Below are 25,618 nucleotides of genomic sequence, written 5' to 3'. Positions count from 1 at the left end.
CCCGCGACCCATGGCATCCCTGGTGTCCATGCTCGACCCACAGCTCGCGAATCGTCTCGCCGCCTTCGCCACGCTGGTCACCGACGCCGTCGAGGCGGCGAGCGACGGGTTGTCGGCGAGCGCCGTCGCCGCCCTGCAGACGGTGCGCCAGACCGGGCCGACGGCGATCCAGGACATCGCTCATGCGGTCGGGCTGTCCCATTCGGCGACGGTGCGGCTGGTCGATCGGCTGGAGAAGGACTGGCTGGTGCGCCGGCTGCGGCGCAAGGGCCGGGAGGTGCGGGTCGAGGCGACCGCCCGCGGCAAACGCCGGGCGACGCAGATCCTGGAGCGGCGGCAGGTGGCGGTCGAAGCCGTGCTCGCCGGGCTCGCTCCGGAAGCGCGCGAGGCGCTGGCGGCGGCGGTCGACACGATGCTCGCGACCGCGACGGCCGCCGAGCCGACGCAGGCCGCCCGCATCTGCCGGTCGTGCGATCGCGGCGGCTGTCGCGCCGCCGACTGCCCGGTCGCCGCGGCCGAACGGGCCGCCGCACCACAGGGTGCGACGGCCGGATGACGCCGCGCGGTCAGGCCCCGCGGGAGACTTCGCGCATCTGATAGGCCGCGAGGTCCATCACCTTGGCGTAGGTGGCGGCCTGCAGACGGTGGGCCTCGAAGCTGTCGAAGACCTCCTTGGCCATCGGTCCCGAGGCGGCGATGTCGGCCATCACCGCCTTGGTCTCGCGGGCGAGCACCTTGACGATGTCCTCCGACAGTTCGCGCACCACCACGCCTTCCTTCTCCATCAGCGGCTTCAGCGAGACGATGTTGTGGAAGGTGAAGTCGGCGAAGGATTCCGACGCCGAGGCGTAGGCGGCGCGCTTGACGATCTCCTTGAGGTCGGCCGGCAGGGCGTCGAACATCGCCTTGTTGACCATCAGCTCGAGCGCCGGGCCGAATTCGAAGAACGACGGCATGTAATAGTGCTTGGCGACCCGGAACAGGCCGAAGGCGAGGTCGTTCCAGGGTCCGACCCATTCGGCGGCGTCGATGGTGCCCGACTGCATCGCCTGGAAGATCTCGCCCGGCGGCAGCAGGACGACGTTGACGCCGAGCCGGCGCAGCACTTCGCCGCCGAGGCCGGCGATGCGCATCTTGAGGCCCTTGAAATCGTCGACGGTCTTCATCTCCTTGCGGAACCAGCCGCCGGCCTGGGGCCCGGAGGAGCCGGCGTAGAAGGGCACCACACCGAACGGCGCATAGGCCTTCTCCCAGAGCTGCTGACCACCGCCGAACCACAGCCAGCCCATGTGCTCCTGGGCGAACAGGCCGAAGGGGATGCCGGAGAAGAAGTGGAAGGCCTTGTCCTTGCCCTGCCAGAAATAGGGCGAGGCGTGGCCCATCTCGGCGGCGCCGGAGGAGACCGCGTCGAAGACCTCGAAGGCCGGCACCAGCTCGCCGGCGGCGAACAGCTGCACGGTCAGGCGACCCCCGGTCATGGCGGTGATCGAATCGGCGAGCCGTTGGGCGTTGACGCCGACGCCGGGCGTGTTCTTCGGCCAGGACGTCGCCATCTTCCAGTTGTACTTGGTTTCAGCGCGGACCACCGCCGGGGCGGCGAGCGTTCCGGCCGCGGCGAGGCCTAATCCGAAGAGCTCGCGGCGTCCGACCGGGCGCTCGGGGGCGGGACGGCGAGATTGTTCTTCTGTCATGGACGTTTCCTCGGGGAATGGGCGTGCGAAACTACACTGGCACGGGGCGGCGGCGCCAGACCAGTCGTGCGAACCCCGATCGACCATCGACTTCCGCGCGCAGGCGCGACGAAACATCCGTGCGGCGATCTCGCCGCGGCGCCCCGAGCCTGCTAACCTGTTTGGAACCATTCCAGGAACCTCGGGACGATGGAGCAGCGATCATGGCGCTATTCGGGTTCGGCAAGCGTAGTTTCTCCGAACTCGGCGAGCAGGAGATCCTGGCGCTGGCGATCTCCGCGGAGGAGGACGATTCGCGCATCTATCAGGCCTATGCCGAGATGTTGCGCGAACGCTATCCGGCGTCCGCCGCGGTGTTCGACGAGATGGCCGAGGAGGAGAACACCCATCGGCGCTGGCTGATCGATCTCCACGAGCAGAAGTTCGGGGCGCGCATCCCCTTGATCCGTCGCGAGAACGTCACCGGCTTCTACGAGCGCCGGCCGATGTGGCTGACCCAGCACCTGAGCCTCGAGACGATCCGCAAGGAGGCGCTGGTGATGGAGGCGCAGTCGCGGCGCTTCTATCTGCAGGCCTCCAAGCTGACCACCGACGTGGCGATCCGCAAGTTGCTCGGCGATCTCGCGGTGGCCGAGGGCGGACACATGTCGCTCGCCCATCGGCTCGGCCTGACCCACCTGCCGGCCGACGTCGCGGCAGAGGAGAACGAAGCGGCCAAGCGGCTGTTCCTGCTGCAGTACATCCAGCCCGGCCTGGTCGGGCTGATGGACGGATCGGTGTCGACCCTGGCGCCGCTGTTCGCCGCCGCCTTCGCCACCCACGACACCTGGCAGACCTTCCTGGTCGGCATCGCCGCGTCGATCGGCGCCGGCATCTCGATGGGCTTCGCCGAGGCGCTGTCCGACGACGGCGCCCTGTCGGGCCGCGGGTCGCCGTGGATCCGCGGCTTCGTGTCGGGGGCGATGACCACGATCGGTGGACTGGGCCATGCCCTGCCCTATCTGATCCCGCACTTCTGGGCGGCGACTGGGGTCGCCGCGGTGCTGGTGGCGATCGAACTGTGGGCGATCTCGTGGATCCGCTACAAGTACATGGATACGCCGTTCCTGCGGGCGGCATTCCAGATCGTCGTCGGCGGGGTGCTGGTGTTCCTGACCGGCATCCTGATCGGCTCCGCGTGATTTCCAGCGAAAGACCGTCATGATCGAGATCGACGTCGCCGTCCTCCGCCTGCCCCATGGCGAGGGCCTGCCGCTGCCGACCCGCCAGACCGCCGATTCGGCCGGTCTCGACCTGATCGCCGCGGTCGACGACGGCATGCCGGTGATTCTGCCGCCGCTCGGCCGGGCGCTGATTCCGACCGGTCTGATCCTGGCGATTCCCGCCGGCCACGAAGGTCAGGTGCGGCCACGCTCCGGTCTCGCCGCCAAGCACGGGGTGACGGTGCTGAATTCGCCGGGCACGATCGACGCCGACTACCGCGGCGAGGTCAAGGTGATCCTGATCAATCTCGGCGCCGAGCCCTTCACGGTGCGGCGCGGCGAGCGCATCGCCCAGCTGGTGCTGGCGCCGGTCACCGCGGCGCGGCTGGTGACCGTCGACGCCCACGACGCGACGGCGCGCGGGGCCGGCGGCTTCGGCTCGACGGGGGTCGCCGGAGGGTGAGGGAGGCGCGGCGCTCGGGGTACCGGTTTCTCCGGACGCCACCGTTTCGACTTCTCAGAAGTATTTCGTTCCTTTGTCGATCGTCTTGCCGGTATATGATTTTCTCCGAGGGGCCGATCACGGCACGTGACGGACTCGCCCGCCGGCCGGCCGTCGCCTAGAGTCGGGGCAACCATCGCACGCACGAGGACACCGTCATGAGCGAAGTGAAGAAGCCCGGCCGTGGCCGGATCTACGGATCGATCACCGAAACCGTCGGCGACACGCCGATCGTCCGGCTCGACAAGCTCGCGGCGGCCAAGGGGGTCGGCGCCCACCTGCTCGCCAAGCTGGAGTTCTTCAATCCGCTCGCCTCGGTCAAGGACCGCATCGGCGTGGCGCTGATCGACTCGCTGGAAGCCCAGGGCAAGATCAAGGAAGGCACGACGCTGATCGAGCCGACCTCCGGCAACACCGGCATCGCGCTGGCCTTCGTGGCCGCGGCGCGCGGCTATCGGCTGATCCTGGTGATGCCCGAGACCATGTCGATCGAGCGGCGCAAGCTGCTCAAGTTCCTCGGTGCCGAATTGGTGCTGACCGAAGGCCCGAAGGGTATGAAGGGCGCCATCGCCAAGGCCGACGAACTGGCCGCCGAGATCCCCAATGCGGTGATCCCGCGACAGTTCGACAACCCCGCCAATCCCGAGATCCACCGCAAGACCACGGCGGAAGAGATCTGGAACGACACCGAAGGGTCCGTCGACATCGTGATCTCGGGCATCGGTACCGGTGGCACGATCACCGGCGTCGGTCAGGTGCTGAAGGCCCGCAAGCCCGGCGTCAAGATCATCGCGGTGGAGCCGTCGGCCTCGCCGGTGCTGTCGGGCGGGGCGCCCGGACCGCACAAGATCCAGGGCATCGGCGCCGGCTTCGTGCCCAGCGTCCTCGACACCCAGGTCTATGACGAGATCGTGCCGGTGAGCAACGACGACGCCGTCGAGACCTCGCGGCTGGTGGCGCGGCTCGAAGGCGTGCCGGTCGGCATCTCGTCGGGCGCGGCGCTGTGGGCGGCGATCCAGGTCGGATCGCGGCCGGAGAACGCCGGCAAGACCATCGTGGTGATCATCCCGTCCTTCGCCGAGCGCTATCTCTCGACGGTGCTGTTCGAAGGGCTCGACTGAGCCGCGACGACGCCGTGCGGGGCCCCGGGAAACCCGGATGCCGCTCGGCGACGTCCCTGCTATAGGTGCGACGACCGCCCCGGGTCCTCCCGGCGGCGGTCGTGTCGTTTCTCTTCGCCCGGATCCTCGCCCATGGCCTTCGACGCCGACGAAATCGAGCGCTATGCGCGCCACATCGTGTTGCGCGACGTCGGCGGGCCGGGCCAGCAGAAGCTCAAGCGGGCGCGGGTGCTGGTGATCGGCGCCGGCGGTCTCGGGGCGCCGGTGGTGCTCTATCTCGCCGCCGCCGGGGTCGGGACGATCGGCCTGGTCGACGACGACACCGTGTCGCTGTCCAATCTCCAGCGCCAGGTGATCCACGCCACCCCCGACATCGGCCGGCCCAAGGTCGAGAGCGCCCGCGACGCGATCGCCCGCCTCAACCCCCATGTCGCGGTCGAGATCCACGCCGAGCGTTTCACCCCGGCCAATGCCGCGGCGCTGGTCGGCTCTTACGATCTGGTGGTCGACGGATCGGACAATTTCACCACGCGCTTCCTCGCCGCCGACACGTGTTTCGCGGTCGGGCGGATCCTGGTGACCGCCGCGGTGTCGGAATACGACGGATCGGTCACGACGCTGGCGCCGCATCTCGAGGGGTCCGACGGCACGCCCAACCCGAGCTATCGCTGTCTGTTCCCCGAGCCGCCGCCGGCCGGGCTGGTGCCGGCCTGCGCCCAGGCCGGGATTCTCGGCGCGGTGGTCGGGGTGCTCGGCACGCTGGCGGCGACCGAGGTGCTGAAGTGCCTGACCGGGGTCGGCGAGCCGCTGATCGGCCGGTTGCTGCTGGTCGACACCCGCTCGATGCGCTTCGAGACCATCACCTATGGCCGCGATCCGGCGACCGGCGTGCCGACGCTGCCCTGAGACCGCGGCCCGGCGGCGATGCCCTGCGTCAGCGGAAATGATCCTGCAGCGCGGCCACCGCCGCCTGGACGCCGCCGGCGCCGTGCGGGATGGCCAGTGCCGCGAGGCCGATCTCGATGGCGCCGAGCGTGCCGAGCACCATCGGCGCGTTCACGTAACCCATATGGGCGATCCGGAAGGCCCGGCCGGAGAGTTCGCCGAGGCCGGAGCCGAGGATCACCCCGAGCTGCGTGCGGGTGAAGTCGCGCAGCCGTTCCGGATCGGACCCCGGGGTCAGGACGGTGGTCACCGAGGGCGCGCGGGCGGCGGGCTCGGTGACGTTGAAGGCGATGCCGCCGCCGCGCGACCAGACCTCGACCGCAGCCTGGACGGCGGCCGCGAGGGCCCGATGGCGGACCCAGGCGGCCTCGAGGCCTTCGGCGAACAGCAGATCGAAGGCGGCGCGCTGGCCGAACAGGGCGTGGCCGGGGGCCGTGCCGCAGAACTTGCGGTAACCCTCCGGCTGATCGCGATTGGTCCAGTCCCAATAGGAGGCGCGCAGCCCGGCGGTGGCGTGGGCGGCGCGGGCCTTGGGGCTCGCCGCCAGGAAGCCGAGGCCGGGGATCATCATCAACCCCTTCTGGGAGGCGGTGACGGCGACGTCGATCCCCCAGAGATCCATCTCGAAAGGCATGCAGCCGATCGAGGCGATGGCGTCGACCATGAACAGCGCCGGATGACCGGCGGCATCGATCGCCGCGCGGATCGCCGCGATGTCGTTGACCACGCCGGTCGCGGTGTCGACCTGCACCACCAGGATCGCCTTGATCGCATGGGCGACGTCGGCCTTCAGCCGCGCTTCGACGGCGGCCGGATCGACCGCCTCGTGCCAGCTGCGCGCCAGCACCTCGACGTCTAGGCCGAGCATGGCGCCGGCGTCACCCCAGCCGACCGCAAAGCGCCCGGAGGCCAGCACCAGCACCTTGTCGCCGCGCGACAGGACGTTGGTCAGCGCCGCCTCCCAGGCGGCATGGCCATTGGCGACATAGGCGTAGGTCGTGCCGGACTCGGTGCGGAAAATCTTCTTCAGATCGGCGAGGCAGCTCTCGGTGACCTTCAGCAGGTCCGCCGAATAGATGTCCATCGCCGGCCGGTGCATGGCGGCGAGCACGACGTCGGGCACGTTGGTCGGGCCGGGAATGGAGAGGAATTCGCGGCCACGGGCGAGCGACATGGGAACCTCGACTGAATCGGACGAGACAAGATCGGGCGAAGCCGGGCGGCACCATAGGCGCCCGCCCGACGAAGCGGCAACGGCGGCCCTCGCCGGGCGGCCATGCGGCGGCAGGCTCGCACGACGCGGGATCGGCGCCGGGGCGGGCCCGGCGCCGGCGTCACATGCCCTTGATCGCCGGGCGCAGGATGCGCGGCTCGGGTTCGCGCATGGTGTCGCGATAGGGCGAGGCGCGGTAGACGCCGAGGATGCGCCAGTCGGTGAAGAAGCCGAGCTCCTCGAAGGCATGGGCGAGGCCGCGCTCGGAGGGGTGGCCCTCGACGTCGGCGAGGAACTGGGTCGCGGTGAAGTGACCCTCGACCATGTAGCTCTCGAGCTTGGTCATGTTGATGCCGTTGGTGGCGAAGCCGCCCATCGCCTTGTACAGCGCCGCCGGCACGTTGCGCACCCGGAACACGAAGGTGGTCATGATCGGCCCGACGCCGGGGGCGGCGCGCAGGTCTTCCTTCGACAGGATGACGAAGCGGGTGGTGTTGTGGGACTGGTCCTCGACGTCGGCCTGGAGGATGTCGAGGCCGTAGATCTCGGCGGCCAGCCGCGAGGCGATGGCGCCGCGGGTCGGGTCGGCGAGCTGGGCGATCTCGCGGGCGGATCCGGCGGTGTCGGCACCGACCACAGCGGCGAGGCCCAGGGCACGCAGATGCTCGCGGCACTGGCCGAGCGCCTGCGGGTGGCTCTGGGCGGACTTCAGACCGGCGAGGGTGGCGCCCTTGACGGCCATCAGCTGATGGCGGATCGGCAGGAAATATTCGCCGATGATGTGCAGGTCGGACTTCGGCAAGAGGTGATGGATGTCGGCGACGCGGCCGGCGATCGAATTCTCGATCGGAATCATGCCGAGATCGGCGTTGCCCTGTTCGAGCTCGGCGAAGCAGTCCTCGAAGGTCGCGCAGGGAATCGCCTCGAAATCCGGATAGACCTCGCGCGCGGCGATATGGGAATTGGCCCCCGGTTCTCCCTGGTAGACGATCTTCTTGCGGCCCGTCATGACGTCATCCTTCTCCGGGGCGCGGCGCCCCGCTCGCGCGACCGCCCGACGGGCGTCGCGTACCGCCCCCGAGGTCGCCGAAAATCGCGCCGAGGACAAGAGACTTTCGCCGTGCCGCGGCGGAAAAGCATCCGCCGCCCGGGTTCACGCCCCGCGGCCGAGGATCGCACGCGCCCGTTCGAGGTCTTCGGGCGTGTCGACGCCGAGCGGCACGGTGGCGACGATCTCGACGTCGATGCGCATCCCGGCTTCCAACGCGCGCAGCTGTTCGAGGCGTTCGCGCCGCTCCAGCGTCGAGGGCGGCAGGCCGACGAAGCGGGCGAGCGCGGCGCGGCGGTAGGCGTAGAGGCCGATGTGGTGATAGAGCGGCCCGTCACCGTGGGGGGCGGTGGCGCGGGTGAAGTAGAGGGCGCGCAGCCGGGTCGGGCCGATCGGCGAGCCGACCACCTTGACGACGTTGGGGTTGGTGCGCTCCTCGGCGCGGACGATCTCGGCGGCGAGCGTGGCGATGTCGACGTTTCGCTCGTCGAGCGGGCGAATCGCGGCGCGCACCGAGGCGGGATCGATGGTCGGCAGGTCGCCCTGGATGTTGACCACGACGTCGTGACGGCCGTCGGGATCGACCAGCCCGAGGGCTTCGAAGATGCGGTCGGAGCCGGAGGGGTGGTCGTCGCGGGTCATCACCGCGACGCCGCCGTGGTCGCGCACCGCCGCGCAGATCGCGGCATCGTCGGTGGCGACCACCACCGGACCGACGTCGGCCTCGCGGGCGCGGCGCCAGACCTGGACGATCATCGGCACGCCGGCGACGTCGGCGAGCGGTTTCCTCGGCAGCCGGGTGGCGGCGAGGCGGGCGGGAACCAGGACGATCGGCGACATCAGGGGCATGGGACGAGGGACTCGCGACGGCGGGCGGCGCGCCCCGGCGGGGCGTTGCTCGAGCCGTTATAGTAATGGACAGCCGCTCGGAAAAGCTCGTAGTGTCGCGGCTCTCGTTCCAACTTCCGGGATCGGCTCCTCGTGGGGCTCGGAACCGCGCCTTGGGAAAGTGCGACGAGTCTCCCTGTCGGTCCCTCGCGGACGGGCAGCGGCGGACCACGGGGGGTTGCGGGCGGGTTCTCGCGCGGTGTCGCCACGGGCGGGATCACCGGGTTCTCGACATTGATCGCACGAGCGGAGCGACTCTCCATGGATTTCTACGAAGTCAACAAATTCGCCGGCGCCCTGTTCGGGGCCGGCATCTGGGCGATGGCGGTCGGAATGGCGGCGTCCTTCGTGTTCGCGCCCGAAATGCCGGCCAAGCCCGGCTTCGCGGTGGCGGTCGAAGGCGCCGGTGGGGCCGAAACCGCCAAGGCGGCGGCTCCGGCGACGCCGATCGAGGAGCGCCTGAAGACCGCCGATGCGGCCCGCGGTCAGAAGGACTTCGCCAAGTGCGCGTCCTGCCACACCCCCGAGAAGGGCGCCGGCGCCAAGGTCGGTCCGAATCTGTGGGGCGTGGTCGCCGGACCCAAGGCCCATATGGAAGGCTTCAAATATTCGTCGGGCATGGCCGAGCGCGGCAAGGCAGGCGAAAAGTGGACCTTCGCCGATCTCGACAAGTTCCTGACCGACCCCAAGGCCTTTGTGCCGGGCACCGCGATGGGCTTCGCCGGCTTCAAGGACGGCGCCGATCGCGCCGACGTGATCCTCTATCTGCGCTCGCTGGCCGACGCCCCGGTGGCCCTGCCGAACTGAGCGCATCCGCGAGATTCGACCCGATCGCCCGAGGCCGGAACCGCCGTTCCGGCCTCGTCGCACGTCGGGACACGGCCCGCGGCCCGACGCCCCCTCGTCGGAATCACGGAGAGGCTGTAGTCTCGCCCGAATCCGCTGCTCAACTCCGGTGGTCGCGGTGGACCGCGTCGTCCTGTTCGGGAGCCCTCATGCGTCAGATTCGTGTCGTCGCCCTCCTCCTCGGCCTCGGGGTCGCCGGTCTCGCGGCGCCGCCGTGCGGGGCGGCCGAACCGGTGTGGCGGCACGGCACCTCGCTGATGGGCCAGCCGAAGTATCCGGCGGGTTTCGCCCATTTCGACTACGTCGATCCCAAGGCCCCCAAGGGCGGGGTGCTGCGGCTGTCGGAGACCGGCACCTTCGACAGTTTCAATCCGCTGATCCCCAAGGGCAATCCGGCCGCCGGCCTGTCGCTCGTCAATCAGTCGCTGATGACCTCGGCGCTCGACGAAGTGGCGACCGAATACGGCGAGATCGCCGAAGCGGTGGCCTTTCCCGACGACTTTTCGTCGGTCACCTACCGGCTGAACCCCAAGGCGAAATGGCACGACGGCACGCCGATCACCGCCGACGACGTGGTGTGGTCGTTCAAGACGGCGGTCGAGCTCAGCCCGACCCAGGCCTTCTACTACAAGCACGTCAAGGATGCGGCGGTCAGCGGCGAGCGCGAGGTGACCTTCACCTTCGACCAGACCGGCAACCGGGAGCTGCCGCAGATCGTCGGCCAGTTGACGGTGCTGCCGCGTCACTGGTGGGAGGGCACGGGTCCGGACGGCCGCAAGCGGTCGATCACCGAGACCACCCTCGAACCGCCGCTCGGATCGGGTCCCTACCGGATCAAGAGCTGGGAACCCGGCCGCTCCGTGACCTACGAGCGGGTGCGCGACTGGTGGGCGGCGGATCTGCCGACGGCGATCGGCACCAACAATTTCGACGAGATCCGCTGGGAATTCTTCCGCGACGACACGGTCGAGCTCGAGGCCTTCAAGGGCGACGGCTACGACGTGCGCATGGAGGCCACCGCCAAGAACTGGGCGACGGCCTACGATTTCCCGGCGCGCGCCGAGGGCCGCGTGGTGCTCGAGCAGATCCCGACGCGGGCGCAAGGGGTGATGGTCGGCTTCATCCCCAATCTGCGCCGGGCGAAGTTCCAGGATCCGCGGATGCGGCTGGCGCTGTCCTACACGCTCGACTTCGAGGAGATGAACCGCACCCTGTTCTTCGGCCAATACGAGCGGATCGTCAGCTATTTCCATCCGACCGAACTGGCGTCCTCGGGCCTGCCCCAGGGCGCCGAGCTCGACCTGCTGCACGAGGCGGAAAAGGCCGGGCCGATCCCGGCGGAGGTGTTCACCAAGCCCTTCGCCAATCCGGTCACCGCCGACGGTTCCGCGGCGCGGGCCAATCTCAAGGAGGCGCTCAGGCTGTTCGGCGAAGCCGGCTGGGTGTCGAAGGGCGGCAAGCTGGTGTCGGCGGCAACCGGCGAACCGCTGGTGCTCGAGTTCCTGACCGACGGTCCGGCCTTCGAGCGGGTGGCGGTGCGCTGGCGCGAGAGCCTCGCCAAGATCGGCGTGACGCTGACGGTGCGCATCGTCGACAGTTCGCAATACGTCAACCGGCTGCGCAGCCACGACTACGACCTGATCTATTCGGGCTGGGCGCAGTCGATGTCGCCGGGCAACGAACAGCAATATTACTTCGGCTCGGCCTCGGCCGACAGCGAAGGCGCCCGCAACTGGGCGGGGATCCGCAATCCGGCGGTCGACGCGCTGATCCAGAAGGTGATCTACGCCAAGGATCGCGCCGGGCTGATCGCCGCCACCCGGGCCCTCGACCGGGTGCTGCTGTGGAACCACTACGTGATCCCCGGCTGGACCGCGCCCTATACGCGGATGGCGCGGTGGAACCGCTTCTCCCATCCCGAGCCCTTGCCGCTCTTGTCGTCCGGCTTCCCCACCACCTGGTGGTTCGACGCCGCGAAGGCCACCAAGACCGGGGCGGCCAAGTGAGCGGCGCCCGTGGTCCGACGCGGCGCGCGGCGATCGGCGGCGCCCTCGGCCTGATCGCCGCGGCGGCGAGCGGACGGCCGGCGGCGGCGCTGACGCTGCGCCACGGCCTGTCGGCCTATGGCGACCTCAAATATCCGGTCGACTTCCGCCATTTCGACTGGGTCGATCCGCGCGCGCCGAAGGGCGGGCGGCTTTCGACGGTGCCGTCGTCCTGGGCGCTCAACCAGAATCCGACCACCTTCAATTCGCTGAACGGCCTGATCCTCAAGGGCGACGCGGCGGTCGGCAGCGAACTGATCTACGACAGCCTGATGGTGCGGGCCCTCGACGAGCCCGACGCGGTCTATGGGCTGGTGGCCTCCGCGGTCGAGATCTCCGACGACGGCCGCACCCACGTGTTCCACCTGCGCCGCGAGGCCCGTTTCCACGACGGCTCGCCGCTCGACGCCGAGGACGTGGCCTTCTCGCTCACCACGTTGAAGGCCCTCGGCCATCCGCTGATCGCCGAGCCGCTGCGCGAGATGGACTCGGTCGAGGTGCTGGCGCCCGACCGGGTCGCGGTGCACTACACGGCGGCGGCCGGCCGCACCTTGCCGTTGGCGGTGGCGGTGTTGCCGATCCTGTCGAAGCGCCATTGGACGAGCCGCGACTTCTCGGCCTCGACCCTCGAGCCACCGCTCGGCTCGGGCGCCTACCGCATCGGCCGATTCGATCCCGGCCGCTTCATCGAATACGAGCGGGTCGCCGACTGGTGGGCCAAAGACCTGCCGGTGGCGGTGGGCCAAGCCAATTTCGACGTCATCCGCTACGAGATGTACCGCGAGCGGACCACCGCCTTCGAAGCCTTCAAGGCCGGACAGTATCTGCTGCGCGAAGAGGCCACCTCGTCCGTGTGGGCGACCCAGTACGATTTCCCGGCGGCGGTCGACGGGCGGGTGAAACGGATCGAGCTCGAGGATCTGTCGCCGTCCGGGGCGCAGGGGTGGTTCCTCAACACCCGGCGCGAGATCTTCCGCGACGCAAGGGTGCGCGAGGCGATCGGGCTGGCCTTCGATTTCGAATGGTCGAACAAGAACCTGTTCTTCGACAGCTATCGCCGCACGCCGTCGTTCTTCGTCAATTCCGACCTCGAGGCGACCGGCCTGCCGAGCCCGCAGGAGTTGGCCCTGCTCGAGCCGCACCGGGCGCGGCTCTCGCCGGCGGTGTTCGAGACCGCGTGGCGGCCGCCGGTCTCCGACGGGTCGGGGCGCGATCGCAAGCTGCTCAAGCGGGCGAGCGACCTGTTGGCGGCGGCCGGCTGGACGCGCCGCGGCGAACAACTGGTCGATGCCGGCGGGCGGCCGTTCGCCATCGAGTTCCTGGAGAGCGACAGCGGCCTCGACCGGGTGTTGGGGCCGTTCCAGAAGAATCTCGGGGCGCTCGGCATCACCGCCACCACCCGGCTGGTCGACCCGTCGCAATATGAAAAGCGCCTGCGCGACTTCGACTTCGACGTGGTGTCGCGCCGCTATGCCTTTTCGCCGACCCTCGACGAGGGGCTGCGCCAGTTCTGGCATTCGTCCTCGGCGACCCGATCGGGATCGAACAATCTCGCCGGCATCGCCGACCCGGCCGTCGACACCCTGCTCGAGACGGCGCTCGGTGCGGCGACCCGGGCGGAGATGACGGTGGCGGCGCGCGCCCTCGACCGGGTGCTGCGCTCGGGCCACTGGTGGGTGCCGTGCTGGTACAAGGCATCGAACTGGATCGCCGCCTGGGACGTGTTCGGCCGCCCGGCGGTGAAACCCCGCTACGATCGCGGCATCCTCGCCACCTGGTGGGTCGACCGCACAAGAGCGACCGCGCTCGGCAAGGGCCTCTGACAGACGACGGGAGACCACCGCACCCCATGGCCGCCTATATCCTGCGACGCCTGCTCCTGATGATCCCGACGCTGATCGGCATCATGGCGATTTCCTTCGCGATCGTGCAGTTCGCCCCCGGCGGGCCGGTCGAGCGGGTGATCGCCCAATTGACCGGCACCGACGTCGGCGCCACGGCGCGGGTGTCGGGCGGCGGCGGCGACTTCGGCGGGGTCAAGGCCGGCGGGGGCGGCGGCGACGTCGGCTCGAAGTATCGCGGCGCCCAGGGCCTCGATCCGGAGTTCATCAAGAAGCTCGAGAAGCAGTTCGGCTTCGACAAGCCGCCGCTCGAGCGCTTCCTGACGATGATGAAGAACTACGCGCTGTTCGATTTCGGCGAGAGCTATTTCCGCTCGATCTCGGTGCTGAAGCTGGTCGGCGAGAAGATGCCGGTGTCGATCTCGCTCGGCCTGTGGATGACGCTGCTGTCCTACGGCGTGTCGATCCCGCTCGGCATTTCCAAGGCGGTGCGCGACGGCTCGCGCTTCGACGTGTGGTCGAGCGCGGTGATCGTCGTCGGCTACGCCATCCCCGGCTTCCTGTTCGGCATCCTGCTGATCGTGCTGTTCGCCGGCGGGTCGTTCTGGGACGTGTTCCCGCTGCGCGGCCTCACTTCGGAAGGCTGGAGCGCGATGAACTGGCCCCATCGCATCCTCGATTACCTCTGGCATCTGGTGCTGCCGCTGACCGCCATGTCGCTCGCCGCCTTCACCACCACGACCCTGCTCACCAAGAACTCGTTCCTCGACGAGATCCGCAAGCAATATGTCACGACGGCGCGGATGAAGGGCCTGTCGGAGCACCGGGTGCTCTACGGCCACGTGTTCCGCAACGCCATGCTGCTGGTCATCGCCGGTTTTCCCGGAGCCTTCATCGGCGCCTTCTTCGGCGGGTCGCTGTTGATCGAGACGATCTTTTCCCTCGACGGGCTGGGCCTGCTCGGCTTCGAGAGCCTGGTCAACCGCGACTATCCGGTGGTGTTCGGCACGCTGTGGGTGTTCTCGCTGATGGGTCTGTTCGTCAATCTGATCTCCGATCTGACCTATACCTGGATCGATCCGCGGATCGACTTCGACACGCGGGAGATCTGAGATGGCCTGGCTGTTCGGTCCCCGGCGCCTGTCGCCGCTCAACGTCCGCCGGCTCGCCAACTTCCGCGCCAACCGGCGCGGGGCGTGGTCGCTGGTGCTGTTCCTCACGGTGTTCGCGATCTCGCTGGTCTCGGAACTGATCGCCAACGATCGGCCGATCCTGATCGTCTACAAGGGCGAGATCCTGTCGCCGTTGCTGGTCGACTACCCGGAAGAGAAGTTCGGCGGCTTCCTGCCGCAGACCCAGTATCGCGATCCGGTGATCCAGGAGGAGATCGAGGCCAACGGCTTCATGATCTGGCCGCCGATCCGCTATTCCTACAACACGCCGAACAACGAGATCCCCGATCCGGCGCCGGCCAAGCCTTCGTGGATGTACGACAAGGAGAAGCGCTGCGCCCGCTACGCCAAGGGCGTCGACGATCTCAACTGCACGCTCGGCAACTGGAACTGGCTCGGCACCGACGATCAGGCCCGCGACGTCGCCGCCCGCATCCTCTACGGTTTCCGCATCTCGGTGCTGTTCGGGCTGATGCTGGCGGTGGTGTCGTCGCTGGTCGGCGTGGCGGCCGGGGCGGTGCAGGGCTATTTCGGCGGCTGGATCGATCTGGTGTTCCAGCGCTTCATGGAGGTGTGGTCGTCGCTGCCCCACCTCTACCTGCTCTTGATCATCTCCTCGATGTTCGTACCGAGCTTCTGGATCCTGCTCGGGATCATGCTGATGTTCTCCTGGGTCAGTCTGGTCGGGCTGGTGCGGGCGGAGTTCCTGCGCGCCCGCAACTTCGAATACGTGCGGGCAGCCCGCGCGCTGGGGGTCGGCAATCTGGCGATCATGCTGCGCCACCTCTTGCCCAACGCCATGGTCGCGACCCTGACCTTCCTGCCGTTCATCCTCAACAGCTCGATCACCACGCTGACCTCGCTCGACTTCCTCGGCTTCGGCCTGCCGCCCGGCTCGCCGTCGCTGGGCGAGATGCTGGCCCAGGGCAAGAACAACCTGCAGGCACCGTGGCTGGCGCTGACCGGGTTCTTCATGATCTCGCTGATGCTCAGCCTGCTGATCTTCGTCGGCGAAGCGGTCCGCGACGCCTTCGACCCGCGGAAGACCTTCGGATGATGTGGTAGGATCACGGGCGAGGAGACGGCGCGATGAACAGGGTGATCCACGTCCACTATCCGGTCGGCAAGCTGCCGGAGGATCTGCGCGGCGACCTGCCGGCCGAGGGCACGGTGTCCGTCGCGATCGCGCTCGAAGACGGTTCGGAACCGACCGCTGCGGCCGCAACCGGCCAGTTCAGCCGCCACCGGGGACTGCGGCGGCGGCTCTTCGCCTCCTCGAAGGACATCGTCGCGCATGTCGACGCGCTGCGCGACGAATGGGATCGACCGTCTTGACGCCACCGCTCGCCTATCTCGACACCAACATCTTCATCTCGGCCTTCGAAGGGCCGGGCGCGGTGTCGGATCATGCCTGGTGGTTGCTGGATGCGATCGAGGCCGGCCGGTTCGTGGGCGTGACCAGCGAGTTGACGCTCGCCGAAGTCCTCGTGCATCCCCTGCGGCACCAGGACGAGGCCTTGACCGAGGCCTATGCGGCGATGCTGACAACCTCCCCGGTCTTCGCGGTGATGCCGGTCGATCGGTCGATCCTCGTCTCGGCGGCGCGATTGCGCGCGCGATTCGGTGCTCTGCGTCTGCCCGACGCCATCCATCTCGCCACCGCGCTCGCGGCCGAGGCCAGTCACTTCGTCTCGCGCGACGTCAGGCTCGGGACGATCTGCCCGATCCGCTTCGTCGACGGCGGACCGCATTCGCTCGACCAGATCCTCGAGGCCTCCCTTTGACCCCCCCTCTCCTGTCGATCCGCGATCTCTCCGTGGCCTTCCATCAGGGGGGCGAGATGACGCTGGCGGTCGATCGCATCTCCTTCGACATCGCCGCCGGCGAGACCGTGGCGCTGGTCGGCGAATCCGGGTCGGGCAAGTCGGTCACCGCCCTGTCGATCCCGCGCCTCCTGCCCTACCCCTCGGCGTCGCATCCCTCGGGCGAGGTGCTGTTCAAAGGGCGCGATCTCCTCACCGTGTCGGATGCCGAATTGCGCCGAGTGCGCGGCGGCGACGTCACGATGATCTTCCAGGAGCCGATGACCTCGCTCAATCCGCTCCACACCATCGAGCGCCAGGTCGCCGAGATCCTCGAGTTGCACGGCGGCCTGACCGGGGTCTCGGCGCGAGCGAAAGTGCTCGAGCTGCTCCAGGCGGTCGGCATCGCCAATGCCGCGGCGCGGCTCGGGGCCTTTCCGCACCAGCTCTCCGGCGGCCAGCGCCAGCGGGTGATGATCGCTATGGCGCTCGCCAACGAGCCCGATCTGCTGATCGCCGACGAGCCGACCACCGCGCTCGACGTCACCGTCCAGGCCCAGATCCTCAAGCTCCTCGCCGAGATCCGCACCCGCATGGGCATGGCGATCCTGTTCATCACCCATGATCTCGGCATCGTCGGCAAGATCGCCGACCGGGTCTGCGTGATGACCGAAGGCAAGATCGTCGAGACCGGGCCGACCGCCGCGGTGTTCGCCGATCCGCGCCACGCCTATACGCGCAAGCTGCTCGCCGCCGAGCCCAAGGGCGATCCGCCGAAGAGCGACACGGCGGCGCCGGTGGTGGCGGCGACCGAAGACCTCAAGGTGTGGTTCCCGATCCGCCGCGGCTTCCTGCGGCGGGTGGTCGATCACGTCAAGGCGGTCGACGGGGTGTCGGTGACGGTGCGCGCCGGGCAGACCGTGGCGGTGGTCGGCGAATCGGGCTCGGGCAAGACCACGTTGGGCCTCGCCCTGTTGCGGCTGTTGCCGTCCGAGGGCCGCATCGTGGTGCTCGGCCGCGAGCTCCAGGGGCTCGGAGCGCCGGCCCTGCGATCGATGCGCGCCGACATGCAGGTGGTGTTCCAGGATCCGTTCGGTTCGCTCAGCCCGCGGCTGTCGGTCGCCGAGATCGTCGCCGAAGGTCTGGCGATCCATCGGCCGGGCCTCTCCCCGACGGAGCGCGAGGCGGCGGTGGTACGGGCGCTCGGCGAGGTCGGGCTCGATCCCGAGACGCGGCATCGCTATCCGCACGAGTTCTCGGGCGGACAGCGCCAGCGCATCTCGATCGCCCGGGCGATGATCCTGGAGCCGAAGTTCGTGATGCTCGACGAGCCGACCTCGGCGCTCGACATGTCGGTCCAGGCCCAGGTGGTCGATCTGCTGCGCGACCTGCAGCGGCGCCACGACCTCGCCTATCTGTTCATCAGCCACGACCTGCGGGTGGTGCGGGCGCTGGCCAACGAGGTGATCGTGATGAAGGACGGCAAGGTGGTCGAGCAGGGGCCGGCGGCCGAGATCTTCGAGCGGCCGCAGACCGACTATACCCGCGCCCTGATGGCCGCGGCCTTCCGCCTCGAAGCGGTCGACGGCGACGCCGTGCGGCAGTGACCGCCGGCGCGCTCAGCCGATCGCGGCGTCGACCGCCTTCAGCAGGCGCTCGAGATCCTGCGGCCGCGACAGACGGTGGTCGCCGTCGGGGACAAGCGTCAGGGTGACGTCGGTGCGGGTCAGGCGCGACACCAGCCGCAGCGCGTGGCGCCACGGTACCGACGTGTCGGCGACGCCCTGGAGGATGGTCACCGGGCAATCGAGGGGGATCTCGGCGCCGAGCACCAGGTGGCGGCGGCCGTCTTCGATCAGCGCGCGGGTGATCGGATAGGAGTCCTGGGTCGGACCGGCGGGCACGTGGAACACGCCGTCGGCGAGAATCGTCCGCTGCACCTCGGGCGGCAGGCCGGCCCACATCAGATCTTCGGTGAAGTCGGCGGCCGGGGCGATCAGCACCAGGGCGCGGATGCGGCCGGGCGAGGTGCGGCGGGCGAGCGCCACCAGCAGGGCGAGCCAGCCGCCCATCGACGAGCCGACCAGGATCTGTTCGCCGACCGTGGCGTCGAACACCGCGAGGCTCTCCTCCAGCCAGCGCGAGATCGTGCCGTCTTCGAAGCGGCCGCCGGAGTCGCCGTGGCCGGAATAGTCGAAGCGGGTGACGGCGAGGCCGCGGGCGGCGCCGTGGGCGTCGAGCGCCAGGGCCTTGCCGCCGGTGCGGTCGGAGCGGAAGCCGCCGAGCCAGAACAGGCCGGGGGCGGCACCGGGGCGACGATCGACGACGATCGGACGGGCGGCGTCGCCCTCGCCCAGCTCGAGGCTTGCGGTCGGTTCGGTCACGGCGAAATCTCCGTCGGGGACGACCGAAACGGCCGCCCGCGACATCTAGACGGGCGGCAGGTGCTCCACAAGCCGGGTTTCGGACAGGGCGGAGGCGCGAAATGCACGCGGTCCGCGGTGCCGGCCCGGTCGCCACCGTTGACTTCATCGGCAAAACGGCGAATTGTCGAGGGATCGGTCCGGTGCGAAATTCTTTCGCCGGTCGAGGGCCTCGGCGTTATGCGCACGGGGTTTTCGGCACAGGTCGTCGTTGCGAACGGCTTGTGGCGCGTTCGGTCGGCCGACATCGACCACCACAGAGGAGATCACGACCATTCGCCGTCCGTTTCGTGCACCGCCGCCGCCCAAGGAAGGGCCGCGTATCAACCGGGAGATCCGGGGCGTTCCTCAGATTCAGCTGATCGACGAGGAAGGCAACAACATCGGCGTCGTCGCCTTCTTCGATGCGCTCGATCGCGCCGAAGAATCGGGACTCGATCTCGTGGAGATCGCGCCGCAGTCGGTTCCGCCCGTCTGCAAGCTTCTCGATTTCGGCCGTTTCAAGTATCAGTCGCAGAAGAAGGCGGCCGAAGCGCGCAAGAATCAGAAGGTTGTCGAGGTCAAGGAAGTCAAGCTTCGGCCGGGCATCGACGATCACGACTACGAAGTCAAGATGAAGCAGTCTCGTAAGTTCTTCGAGGAAGGCGACAAGGTCAAGATCACCTTGCGGTTCCGCGGACGTGAGATGGCTCATCAGGATCTCGGCATTCAGCTTCTCGACCGAGTGCGCGCCGAAGTCGGCGACATCGCCAAGGTCGAATCCGAGCCGCGCCTCGAAGGCAAGCAGATGATCATGATCCTGGCGCCGCGCTGAGGCGCGCTCGCCGGGACTTCCTCGTCCGCGCCGCGAGTTCGCCGGCGCGGACCGCCCCTTCTCGCCAGGGCCGCTTCCGCGGCCCCGGGACGGAGACCGCGATGACCGCGCCCACACGGGCCTACCGCTGGCGGACGACGATCCCGGCGCCGGAGGGCGTCGCCGAGACCGCGCTCGAGCACGTCGAGTTGAAGATCGCCGAGACCGGCATCGGCGCCGAAGGCGTGGTGATCGGCGGCGTCGGCTCCGCGGCCCACGGCTTGCGCTGGCGGATCACCGTCGATCCCGACTGGACGGCGGTGCGCTCGCTCCACCTCACCCGCCTCGGCGGGCCGACGGTGGCGCTGCGCCACGACGGCTACGGCGAATGGAGCGACGGCGAAGGCCGGCGGCGCGGCGAATTCGCCGGTCTGTCGGATTGTCTGGTCGAAGGCTCGCCCTTTGGCCTGACCGCGCTGTTGAAGCGGCTCGGCGCCAAGGCCAACAAGACCCAGACCGTCGAAGTGGTGGCGGTGACCGTGCCGGGCTTCGAGCTCTCCCGGGCGGCGGTGACCCTGCAGCCGATCGAGGCCGGGCGGCGCCTGCGCCTGACCCGCGACGGCCACACGGAAGAGATCGAGCTCGACGCCGACGGCGTGGTGATCGACTGGGGCGGCCACACCCGCCGTCTGGCGCTCGAGCCGGCGGCCTGAGCGCGAGCGCGAGCGCACCCCCGAAGCGCGCAGCGCGATTCCCACCTCCCGAGCGCACCTGACGCCCCGAACCGGCGATTTCCGGCCCGATCGGCGGGTTTCGCGGGCGCGACCGTCATCGCCCCGTTGCATTCGGCGGCCGAGACCCCTATAACCCGCCGGTCTCTGAACGGCCCGGCTGAGTATAGGGCATGCCGTGGCGGTTCTTGAAGGCTCGAACCCAATGTCAATTCGTGGACGCGGGGGTTCACGCGCGGTCCCACCGACCGCGTGGCCGACGGGGGTCATCTTCCGTCGATTTCGCGTCCCACAACCGTCGAGAGAGCCAAATGCCCAAGATGAAGACCAAGAGCGGCGCCAAGAAGCGCTTCAAGCTCACGGCCACCGGCAAGGTCAAGGTCGCGCAGGCCGGCAAACGTCACGGCATGATCAAGCGGACGACGAAGTTCATCCGTGATGCCCGTGGGACTGCCGTCCTGTCCGAGTGCGATGCCCGTATCGTCAGGAAGTTCCTGCCCTACGGCTGAGCTCCACCCACCTGACCATCCTGTTTCGAAAGGAAAAGAGCCATGGCTCGTGTCAAGCGCGGCGTGACCGCTCATGCCAAGCACAAGAAGGTCCTGAAGGCTGCCAAGGGCTTCTACGGCCGCCGGAAGAACACCATCCGTACGGCGAAGGCCGCGGTCGAGAAGAGCATGATCTATGCTTATCGCGACCGGAAGAACAAGAAGCGCAGCTTCCGCGCCCTGTGGATCCAGCGCATCAACGCCGGCGTCCGTCAGGTCGCCGCCGACATGACCTATTCGCGCTTCATCGACGGCCTCAACAAGGCCGGCATCGAAGTCGACCGCAAGGTCCTGTCCGATCTGGCGATCACCGCGCCCGACGCCTTTGCGGCGCTGGTCGCCAAGGCCCAGGCCGCGCTCACCGCCGCCTGAGACCTTCCGGATCCCCTCGCGGGCACCCGTGACGACCGAAGACCCCGCGTCCACCGACGCGGGGTCTTCGCGTTCGGGGCCCTGCCGCCCGCGCGGAGCGCTTTCGCCCGGCGGCATTTGTGGCTAGAAGTGCGCTCGGCCGGGCGTTCGACCGCCCTCCCGTCCGCGGACCTTCCAGACGAGCACCCCCCATGAGCGACATCGCCGGTCTCGAACACTCCCTTCTCGCCTCGATCGACGGGGCCGCCGACGAAGCCGCGCTGGAAGCGGTCCGGGTCGCGGCGCTCGGCAAGAAGGGCGCGGTCTCCGATCTCTTGAAGTCGCTCGGGACCATGAGCCCCGACGAACGCAAGGTGATGGGCCCGGCGATCAACGGCCTACGCGACCGCCTGGAGACGGCGATCGCCGAGCGCCGCAAGCTGGTGCGCGCCGCGGCGCTGGCCCGGCGGCTGGCCTCCGAGACGGTCGACGTGACGCTGCCCCTGTGGTCGTCGCCGGCCAACGAGGGGCGGATCCATCCGATCTCCCAGGTCACCGACGAATTGACGGCGATCTTCGCCGACATGGGCTTCTCGGTCGCCGAGGGTCCCGACGTCGAGAGCGACTTCTACAACTTCACGGCGCTGAACTTCCCCGAGGGCCATCCCGCCCGCGAGATGCACGACACGTTCTTCTTCGCGCCCAAGGCCGACGGCACCCGCCAGCTGCTGCGCACCCACACCTCGCCGGTGCAGGTCCGCACCATGCTGTCGCAGACCCCGCCGATCCGGATCATCGCGCCGGGGCGGACCTATCGCTGCGACTCCGATCAAACCCACACGCCGATGTTCCATCAGGTCGAGGGTCTGGTGATCGACACGACGTCGACGATCGGCACGCTGAAGTGGGTGCTCGAGGAGTTCTGCAAGACCTTCTTCGAGGTGCCCAAGGTGGAGATGCGGTTCCGGCCGTCGTTCTTCCCGTTCACCGAGCCGTCGATGGAGGTCGACATCCGCTGCGATCGCTCAGGGCCGGAGATCAAGTTCGGCGAGGGCGACGACTGGCTGGAGATTCTCGGCTGCGGCATGGTTCATCCCAACGTGCTGAGGAACTGCGGCCTCGACCCCGACACCCACCAGGGCTTCGCCTTCGGCATGGGCATCGACCGCATCGCCATGTTGAAATACGGCATGCCGGATCTGAGGGCCTTCTTCGACGCCGACGTGCGCTGGCTGAAGCACTACGGCTTCCGCCCGCTCGACCTGCCGACCCTGTTCGGGGGGCTGAGTGGGTGATCTCACCGTCCGTCGATCACGGGGCGACGTCGATGCCGGGCCACAGCGTGCCGCCGATCCTCAGAGCGAATGCCAAACGCCTGCGCCGGTCGATGACGCTCGCGGAAAGCCGCTTGTGGTCGGAGCTGCGCGGCCACCGCTTCGTCGGCAGCTCGTTTCGGCGACAGGTGCCGATCGGCGTCTACATCGCCGACTTCCTGTGCCCGGCCGCACGTCTGGTGATCGAGGTCGACGGTGGACAGCACGGCGAGGATGCCGGTGCGGCACGGGATGCCCGCCGCAGCGCCTGGTTCGCCGCCGCCGGCTACCGGGTCCTGCGGTTCTGGAATCATGACGTGCTCACCGAGACGACCGCCGTCCTCGACGCGATCTGGGCCGCCCTCGCCGAGGTGGGTGCGATCACCGGCGCCGAGCCCCCCCTCCCTGTCCCTCCCCCTCCAGGGGGGAGGGAACGAAGCCGGCGAGGTGGCGGACGAGCGACTGCAGCCGATGACGCGGCACCTCGGTCGGTGATCGGGATGTCCTCTCCTCCGGTCCCCTCCCCCCTGGAGGGGGAGGGACAGGGAGGGGGGGCTGCAGCCCATCCATCGGAACGCCCGCCCGCGACGATGCCGACGACGAACCCCGTTTCCTCCGCCCCGAAGACCGGACCAGCCCCATGAAGTTCACCCTCTCCTGGCTCAAGGATCATCTCGACACCACGGCTTCGCTCGACACCATCGTCGAGACGCTGACCATGATCGGGCTCGAGGTGGAAGGCGTCGAGGACAAGGCCAAGGCCTTGAAGCCCTTCGTGGTCGCCGAGATCGTCGCGGCCGAACAACATCCCAACGCCGATCGGCTGCGGGTGTGCCGGGTCGCCACCGGCGCCGGCGAGCCGCTGCAGGTGGTGTGCGGCGCGCCCAATGCGCGGGTCGGGCTGAAGACCGTGTTCGCGCCGGCCGGGACTTGGATTCCCGGCAAGGACATCACGCTGGGGGTCGGCCAGATCCGCGGCGTCGAGAGCCACGGCATGATGTGCTCGGCGTCCGAACTCGGGATCTCCGAAGACCACGACGGCATCATCGAACTGGCGCCCGACGCGCCGGTCGGCACGGCTTACGTCGACTTCGCCGATCTCGACGATCCGGTGATCGACGTGTCGCTGACCCCCAACCGCGCCGACTGCGCCGGGGTGCGCGGCATCGCCCGCGATCTCGCCGCCGCCGGGATCGGCGATCTCAAGCCCGAGACCACCCGCCGCATCCCCGGCCACTTCACGTCGCCGATCGGCGTCGAATTGCGCTTCGCCGAGGGCGAGGCCCAGATCTGCCCGGCGTTCTACGGCCGCTACGTGCGCGGCGTCACCAACCGGCCGTCGCCGGAGTGGCTGCAGCGGCGCCTGAAGGCGATCGGCCTGCGGCCGATCTCGGCGCTGGTCGACATGACCAACTTCGTGTCGATCGATCGCGGCCGTCCCTTGCACGTGTTCGACGCCGCCAAGGTGCGCGGCACCATCCATGCCCGCATGGCGCGGACCGGCGAGAGCCTGCTGGCGCTCGACGGTAAGACCTATGCGCTCGACGAGCGGATGTGCGTGATCGCCGACGACTCCGGGCCGCTCGGCCTCGGCGGGGTGATGGGCGGCGAAGCCACCGGCTGTTCGCTCGACACCACTGAGGTGTTCATCGAATGCGCCTGGTTCGATCCGGTCCGGGTCGCCGAGACCGGCCGGCGCACCGGCATCGTCTCGGACGCCCGCTACCGCTTCGAACGCGGCGTCGATCCGGCCTCGCTCGGCCCGGGCCTCGACATCGCCACCGAGATGGTGATCGATCTGGTCGGCGGCGAAGCCTCCGAGCCGGTGCTGGTCGGGCAGGCCCCCGAATTGGAGCGGATCATCGAATTCCCGCTCTCGGAAGTGAAGCGCCTGACCGGGCTGACGCTCCATCGCGCCGAGATCCGCCAGATCCTCGAGAAGCTCGGCTTCTTCGTGGTCGGGCGCGACGACGTGTTCCGCGTCGCGGTGCCGACGTGGCGCGCCGACGTCGCCCTGAAGGCCGATCTGGTCGAAGAGGTGATGCGCATCCACGGGCTGGCCAACGTCGCCTCGACGCCGCTTCCCGCCCTGGGCTCGGTCGGCGCCCGGGTGCTGACGCCGTTGCAGGTGCGGCGCTCCAAGGCGCGGCGGATCCTCGCGACGCGGCGGATGCTGGAGGCGGTGACCTGGTCCTTCGTGTCCAAGGCCGAAGCCCGCCACTTCGGCGGCGGCGGCGACGATCTGGCGCTGGCCAATCCGATCGCCGGCGATCTCTCCGACATGCGGCCGAGCCTGCTGCCCGGTCTGATCGGTGCCGCCGAGCGCAATCTCAAGCGCGGCATCGTCGACGTCGCGCTGTTCGAGGTCGGTCAGGTGTTCCGCACCGATGCGCCGGACGGCCAGAAGCTGCAGGCCGCGGGCGTGCGTCGCGGCACCGCCGGATCGGCGGGGGCCGGCCGCCATTGGCTCGGCGCGGCCGGACCGGTGTCGTGGACGATCGCCAAGGCCGATGCCCTGGCGGTGCTGGAGGCCCTGGGGGTCGCCACCGACCGCGTGCAGATCGCCCGCACCGCACCGGCCTGGTATCATCCCGGCCGCTCGGGCACCCTGCAGATGGGTCCGCAGATGATCCTGGCGCATTTCGGCGAGCTGCATCCGGCGACGCTCGAGACCCTCGACGCGGCCGGGCCGATGGTCGCCTTCGAGGTCCATCTCGACGCGATTCCCGAGGCCAAGGCCAAGCCGACCAAGTCCAAGGGCGCGCTGGCGACGCCGGAGTTGATGCCGCTGTCGCGCGACTTCGCCTTCGTGGTCGACGAGGCGGTCGAAGCCGAGAAGATCCTCAAGGCGGTCAGGGGTGCCGACCGGGCGCTGATCGTCGACGCGGCGATCTTCGACGTGTTCCGCGGGCCGGCGCTCGGCGAGGGCAAGAAGTCGGTGGCGGTCGAAGTGACGCTGCAGCCGGTCAAGGCGACGCTGACCGACAAGGACCTCGAGGCGCTGGGCGCCAAGGTGGTGGCGGCGGTGGCCAAGGCGACCGGCGCGACGCTGCGGGCGTGACCGGCGAGACGACCCCGCGCGGCGAGCGCCGCACGGGGTCGCGCCGGGGGACAGACGATTTCTCTTCGCGCCGGCCGGTTCC

25 protein-coding genes are annotated in these 25,618 nt (G+C 69.1%); 20 read left to right on the top strand and 5 right to left on the bottom strand.

The window, feature by feature from the left end; translation table 11 throughout:
- Nucleotides 1-10: 10 nt before the first annotated feature.
- Nucleotides 11-556: a MarR family winged helix-turn-helix transcriptional regulator gene (locus EYW49_RS14045; RefSeq protein ID WP_131310211.1), complete on the top strand. Its 546-nt coding sequence runs from the start codon at nt 11-13 to the stop codon at nt 554-556.
- A gap of 10 nt (nt 557-566) precedes the next feature.
- Here the strand turns inward: EYW49_RS14045 and EYW49_RS14040 are convergent, their stop codons facing one another.
- Nucleotides 567-1,691 (bottom strand): TRAP transporter substrate-binding protein, encoded by a 1,125-nt coding sequence (locus EYW49_RS14040; protein ID WP_131310210.1) that lies wholly within the window; start codon nt 1,689-1,691, stop codon nt 567-569.
- Nucleotides 1,692-1,894: 203 nt separating this feature from the next.
- On the opposite strand from EYW49_RS14040, the gene mbfA reads away from it, so the two are divergent.
- The 4 genes from mbfA to EYW49_RS14020 all read left to right on the top strand — a co-directional run bounded on the left by mbfA (nt 1,895) and on the right by EYW49_RS14020 (nt 5,422).
- A complete protein-coding gene (gene mbfA, locus EYW49_RS14035; protein WP_131310209.1) occupies nt 1,895-2,872 on the top strand; it encodes an iron exporter MbfA in 978 nt (325 codons plus the stop codon).
- Between the two features lie 19 nt (nt 2,873-2,891).
- Nucleotides 2,892-3,356 (top strand): dUTP diphosphatase, encoded by a 465-nt coding sequence (gene dut, locus EYW49_RS14030; protein ID WP_131310208.1) that lies wholly within the window; start codon nt 2,892-2,894, stop codon nt 3,354-3,356.
- Between the two features lie 197 nt (nt 3,357-3,553).
- Nucleotides 3,554-4,516: a cysteine synthase A gene (cysK, locus tag EYW49_RS14025; RefSeq protein WP_131310207.1), complete on the top strand. Its 963-nt coding sequence runs from the start codon at nt 3,554-3,556 to the stop codon at nt 4,514-4,516.
- Nucleotides 4,517-4,648: 132 nt separating this feature from the next.
- Nucleotides 4,649-5,422 (top strand): HesA/MoeB/ThiF family protein, encoded by a 774-nt coding sequence (locus EYW49_RS14020; RefSeq protein ID WP_131310206.1) that lies wholly within the window; start codon nt 4,649-4,651, stop codon nt 5,420-5,422.
- 28 nt (nt 5,423-5,450) lie between these two features.
- Here the strand turns inward: EYW49_RS14020 and EYW49_RS14015 are convergent, their stop codons facing one another.
- The 3 genes from EYW49_RS14015 to EYW49_RS14005 all read right to left on the bottom strand — a co-directional run bounded on the left by EYW49_RS14015 (nt 5,451) and on the right by EYW49_RS14005 (nt 8,565).
- Nucleotides 5,451-6,635 (bottom strand): pyridoxal-phosphate-dependent aminotransferase family protein, encoded by a 1,185-nt coding sequence (locus tag EYW49_RS14015; protein ID WP_131310205.1) that lies wholly within the window; start codon nt 6,633-6,635, stop codon nt 5,451-5,453.
- Between the two features lie 160 nt (nt 6,636-6,795).
- Nucleotides 6,796-7,683, bottom strand: coding sequence for a prephenate dehydratase (locus EYW49_RS14010; protein ID WP_131310204.1), 888 nt, complete (start codon nt 7,681-7,683; stop codon nt 6,796-6,798).
- Between the two features lie 144 nt (nt 7,684-7,827).
- Complete coding sequence (locus EYW49_RS14005) at nt 7,828-8,565, bottom strand: 3-deoxy-manno-octulosonate cytidylyltransferase (RefSeq protein ID WP_131310241.1); 738 nt, start codon at nt 8,563-8,565, stop codon at nt 7,828-7,830.
- A gap of 306 nt (nt 8,566-8,871) precedes the next feature.
- Here EYW49_RS14005 and EYW49_RS14000 point away from each other — a divergent pair, with 306 nt between their 5' ends.
- The 8 genes from EYW49_RS14000 to EYW49_RS13965 all read left to right on the top strand — a co-directional run bounded on the left by EYW49_RS14000 (nt 8,872) and on the right by EYW49_RS13965 (nt 17,923).
- Nucleotides 8,872-9,417 carry a c-type cytochrome gene (locus EYW49_RS14000; protein WP_131310203.1) on the top strand — a complete coding sequence of 182 codons (546 nt, stop codon included), beginning with the start codon at nt 8,872-8,874 and terminating at the stop codon, nt 9,415-9,417.
- Nucleotides 9,418-9,605: 188 nt separating this feature from the next.
- Nucleotides 9,606-11,462 carry an extracellular solute-binding protein gene (locus EYW49_RS13995; RefSeq protein ID WP_131310202.1) on the top strand — a complete coding sequence of 619 codons (1,857 nt, stop codon included), beginning with the start codon at nt 9,606-9,608 and terminating at the stop codon, nt 11,460-11,462.
- Nucleotides 11,459-13,324 (top strand): extracellular solute-binding protein, encoded by a 1,866-nt coding sequence (locus EYW49_RS13990; protein ID WP_165498257.1) that lies wholly within the window; start codon nt 11,459-11,461, stop codon nt 13,322-13,324. The genes EYW49_RS13995 and EYW49_RS13990 overlap by 4 nt, the downstream gene beginning before the upstream one ends.
- Nucleotides 13,325-13,350: 26 nt before the next feature.
- The gene (locus EYW49_RS13985; protein ID WP_131310200.1) at nt 13,351-14,454 is read left to right on the top strand and encodes a microcin C ABC transporter permease YejB; all 1,104 of its coding nucleotides are present in this window, start codon (nt 13,351-13,353) and stop codon (nt 14,452-14,454) included.
- Nucleotide 14,455: 1 nt separating this feature from the next.
- Complete coding sequence (locus tag EYW49_RS13980; RefSeq protein WP_131310199.1) at nt 14,456-15,571, top strand: ABC transporter permease; 1,116 nt, start codon at nt 14,456-14,458, stop codon at nt 15,569-15,571.
- Between the two features lie 41 nt (nt 15,572-15,612).
- Nucleotides 15,613-15,849 carry a hypothetical protein gene (locus tag EYW49_RS13975; RefSeq protein WP_131310198.1) on the top strand — a complete coding sequence of 79 codons (237 nt, stop codon included), beginning with the start codon at nt 15,613-15,615 and terminating at the stop codon, nt 15,847-15,849.
- Nucleotides 15,846-16,298, top strand: a complete 453-nt coding sequence (locus EYW49_RS23265; protein ID WP_206365470.1) for a type II toxin-antitoxin system VapC family toxin — start codon at nt 15,846-15,848, stop codon at nt 16,296-16,298. The genes EYW49_RS13975 and EYW49_RS23265 overlap by 4 nt, the downstream gene beginning before the upstream one ends.
- Nucleotides 16,295-17,923: an ABC transporter ATP-binding protein gene (locus EYW49_RS13965; protein ID WP_131310196.1), complete on the top strand. Its 1,629-nt coding sequence runs from the start codon at nt 16,295-16,297 to the stop codon at nt 17,921-17,923. The genes EYW49_RS23265 and EYW49_RS13965 overlap by 4 nt, the downstream gene beginning before the upstream one ends.
- 12 nt (nt 17,924-17,935) lie before the next feature.
- On the opposite strand, the gene EYW49_RS13960 is transcribed toward EYW49_RS13965, so the two are convergent.
- A complete protein-coding gene (locus EYW49_RS13960) occupies nt 17,936-18,700 on the bottom strand; it encodes an alpha/beta hydrolase (protein ID WP_228259612.1) in 765 nt (254 codons plus the stop codon).
- A gap of 313 nt (nt 18,701-19,013) precedes the next feature.
- Between EYW49_RS13960 and infC the strand changes: the two genes are divergently transcribed.
- From infC to pheT, 7 genes are all read left to right on the top strand, one after another.
- Nucleotides 19,014-19,553 (top strand): translation initiation factor IF-3, encoded by a 540-nt coding sequence (gene infC / locus EYW49_RS13955; protein ID WP_131310240.1) that lies wholly within the window; start codon nt 19,014-19,016, stop codon nt 19,551-19,553.
- Between the two features lie 101 nt (nt 19,554-19,654).
- Nucleotides 19,655-20,245: a putative glycolipid-binding domain-containing protein gene (locus tag EYW49_RS13950; RefSeq protein ID WP_131310194.1), complete on the top strand. Its 591-nt coding sequence runs from the start codon at nt 19,655-19,657 to the stop codon at nt 20,243-20,245.
- Between the two features lie 329 nt (nt 20,246-20,574).
- Nucleotides 20,575-20,772, top strand: coding sequence for a 50S ribosomal protein L35 (rpmI, locus tag EYW49_RS13945; RefSeq protein WP_131310193.1), 198 nt, complete (start codon nt 20,575-20,577; stop codon nt 20,770-20,772).
- Nucleotides 20,773-20,814: 42 nt separating this feature from the next.
- Complete coding sequence (gene rplT, locus EYW49_RS13940) at nt 20,815-21,183, top strand: 50S ribosomal protein L20 (RefSeq protein WP_131310192.1); 369 nt, start codon at nt 20,815-20,817, stop codon at nt 21,181-21,183.
- 191 nt (nt 21,184-21,374) lie between these two features.
- Nucleotides 21,375-22,457 (top strand): phenylalanine--tRNA ligase subunit alpha, encoded by a 1,083-nt coding sequence (gene pheS, locus EYW49_RS13935; protein WP_131310191.1) that lies wholly within the window; start codon nt 21,375-21,377, stop codon nt 22,455-22,457.
- Nucleotides 22,454-23,119, top strand: coding sequence for an endonuclease domain-containing protein (locus tag EYW49_RS13930; protein ID WP_228259611.1), 666 nt, complete (start codon nt 22,454-22,456; stop codon nt 23,117-23,119). The genes pheS and EYW49_RS13930 overlap by 4 nt, the downstream gene beginning before the upstream one ends.
- A complete protein-coding gene (gene pheT / locus EYW49_RS13925) occupies nt 23,116-25,536 on the top strand; it encodes a phenylalanine--tRNA ligase subunit beta (protein ID WP_131310190.1) in 2,421 nt (806 codons plus the stop codon). Before EYW49_RS13930 ends, pheT begins: the two co-directional genes overlap by 4 nt.
- Nucleotides 25,537-25,618: the final 82 nt, after the last annotated feature.

The organism is Siculibacillus lacustris, from assembly GCF_004328075.1.
In the GTDB taxonomy this organism is placed as follows: Bacteria; Pseudomonadota; Alphaproteobacteria; order Rhizobiales; family Ancalomicrobiaceae; genus Siculibacillus; species Siculibacillus lacustris.
Note: the sequence above shows the minus strand (reverse complement) of the source record. Positions and strands in the feature narration are given on the sequence as shown.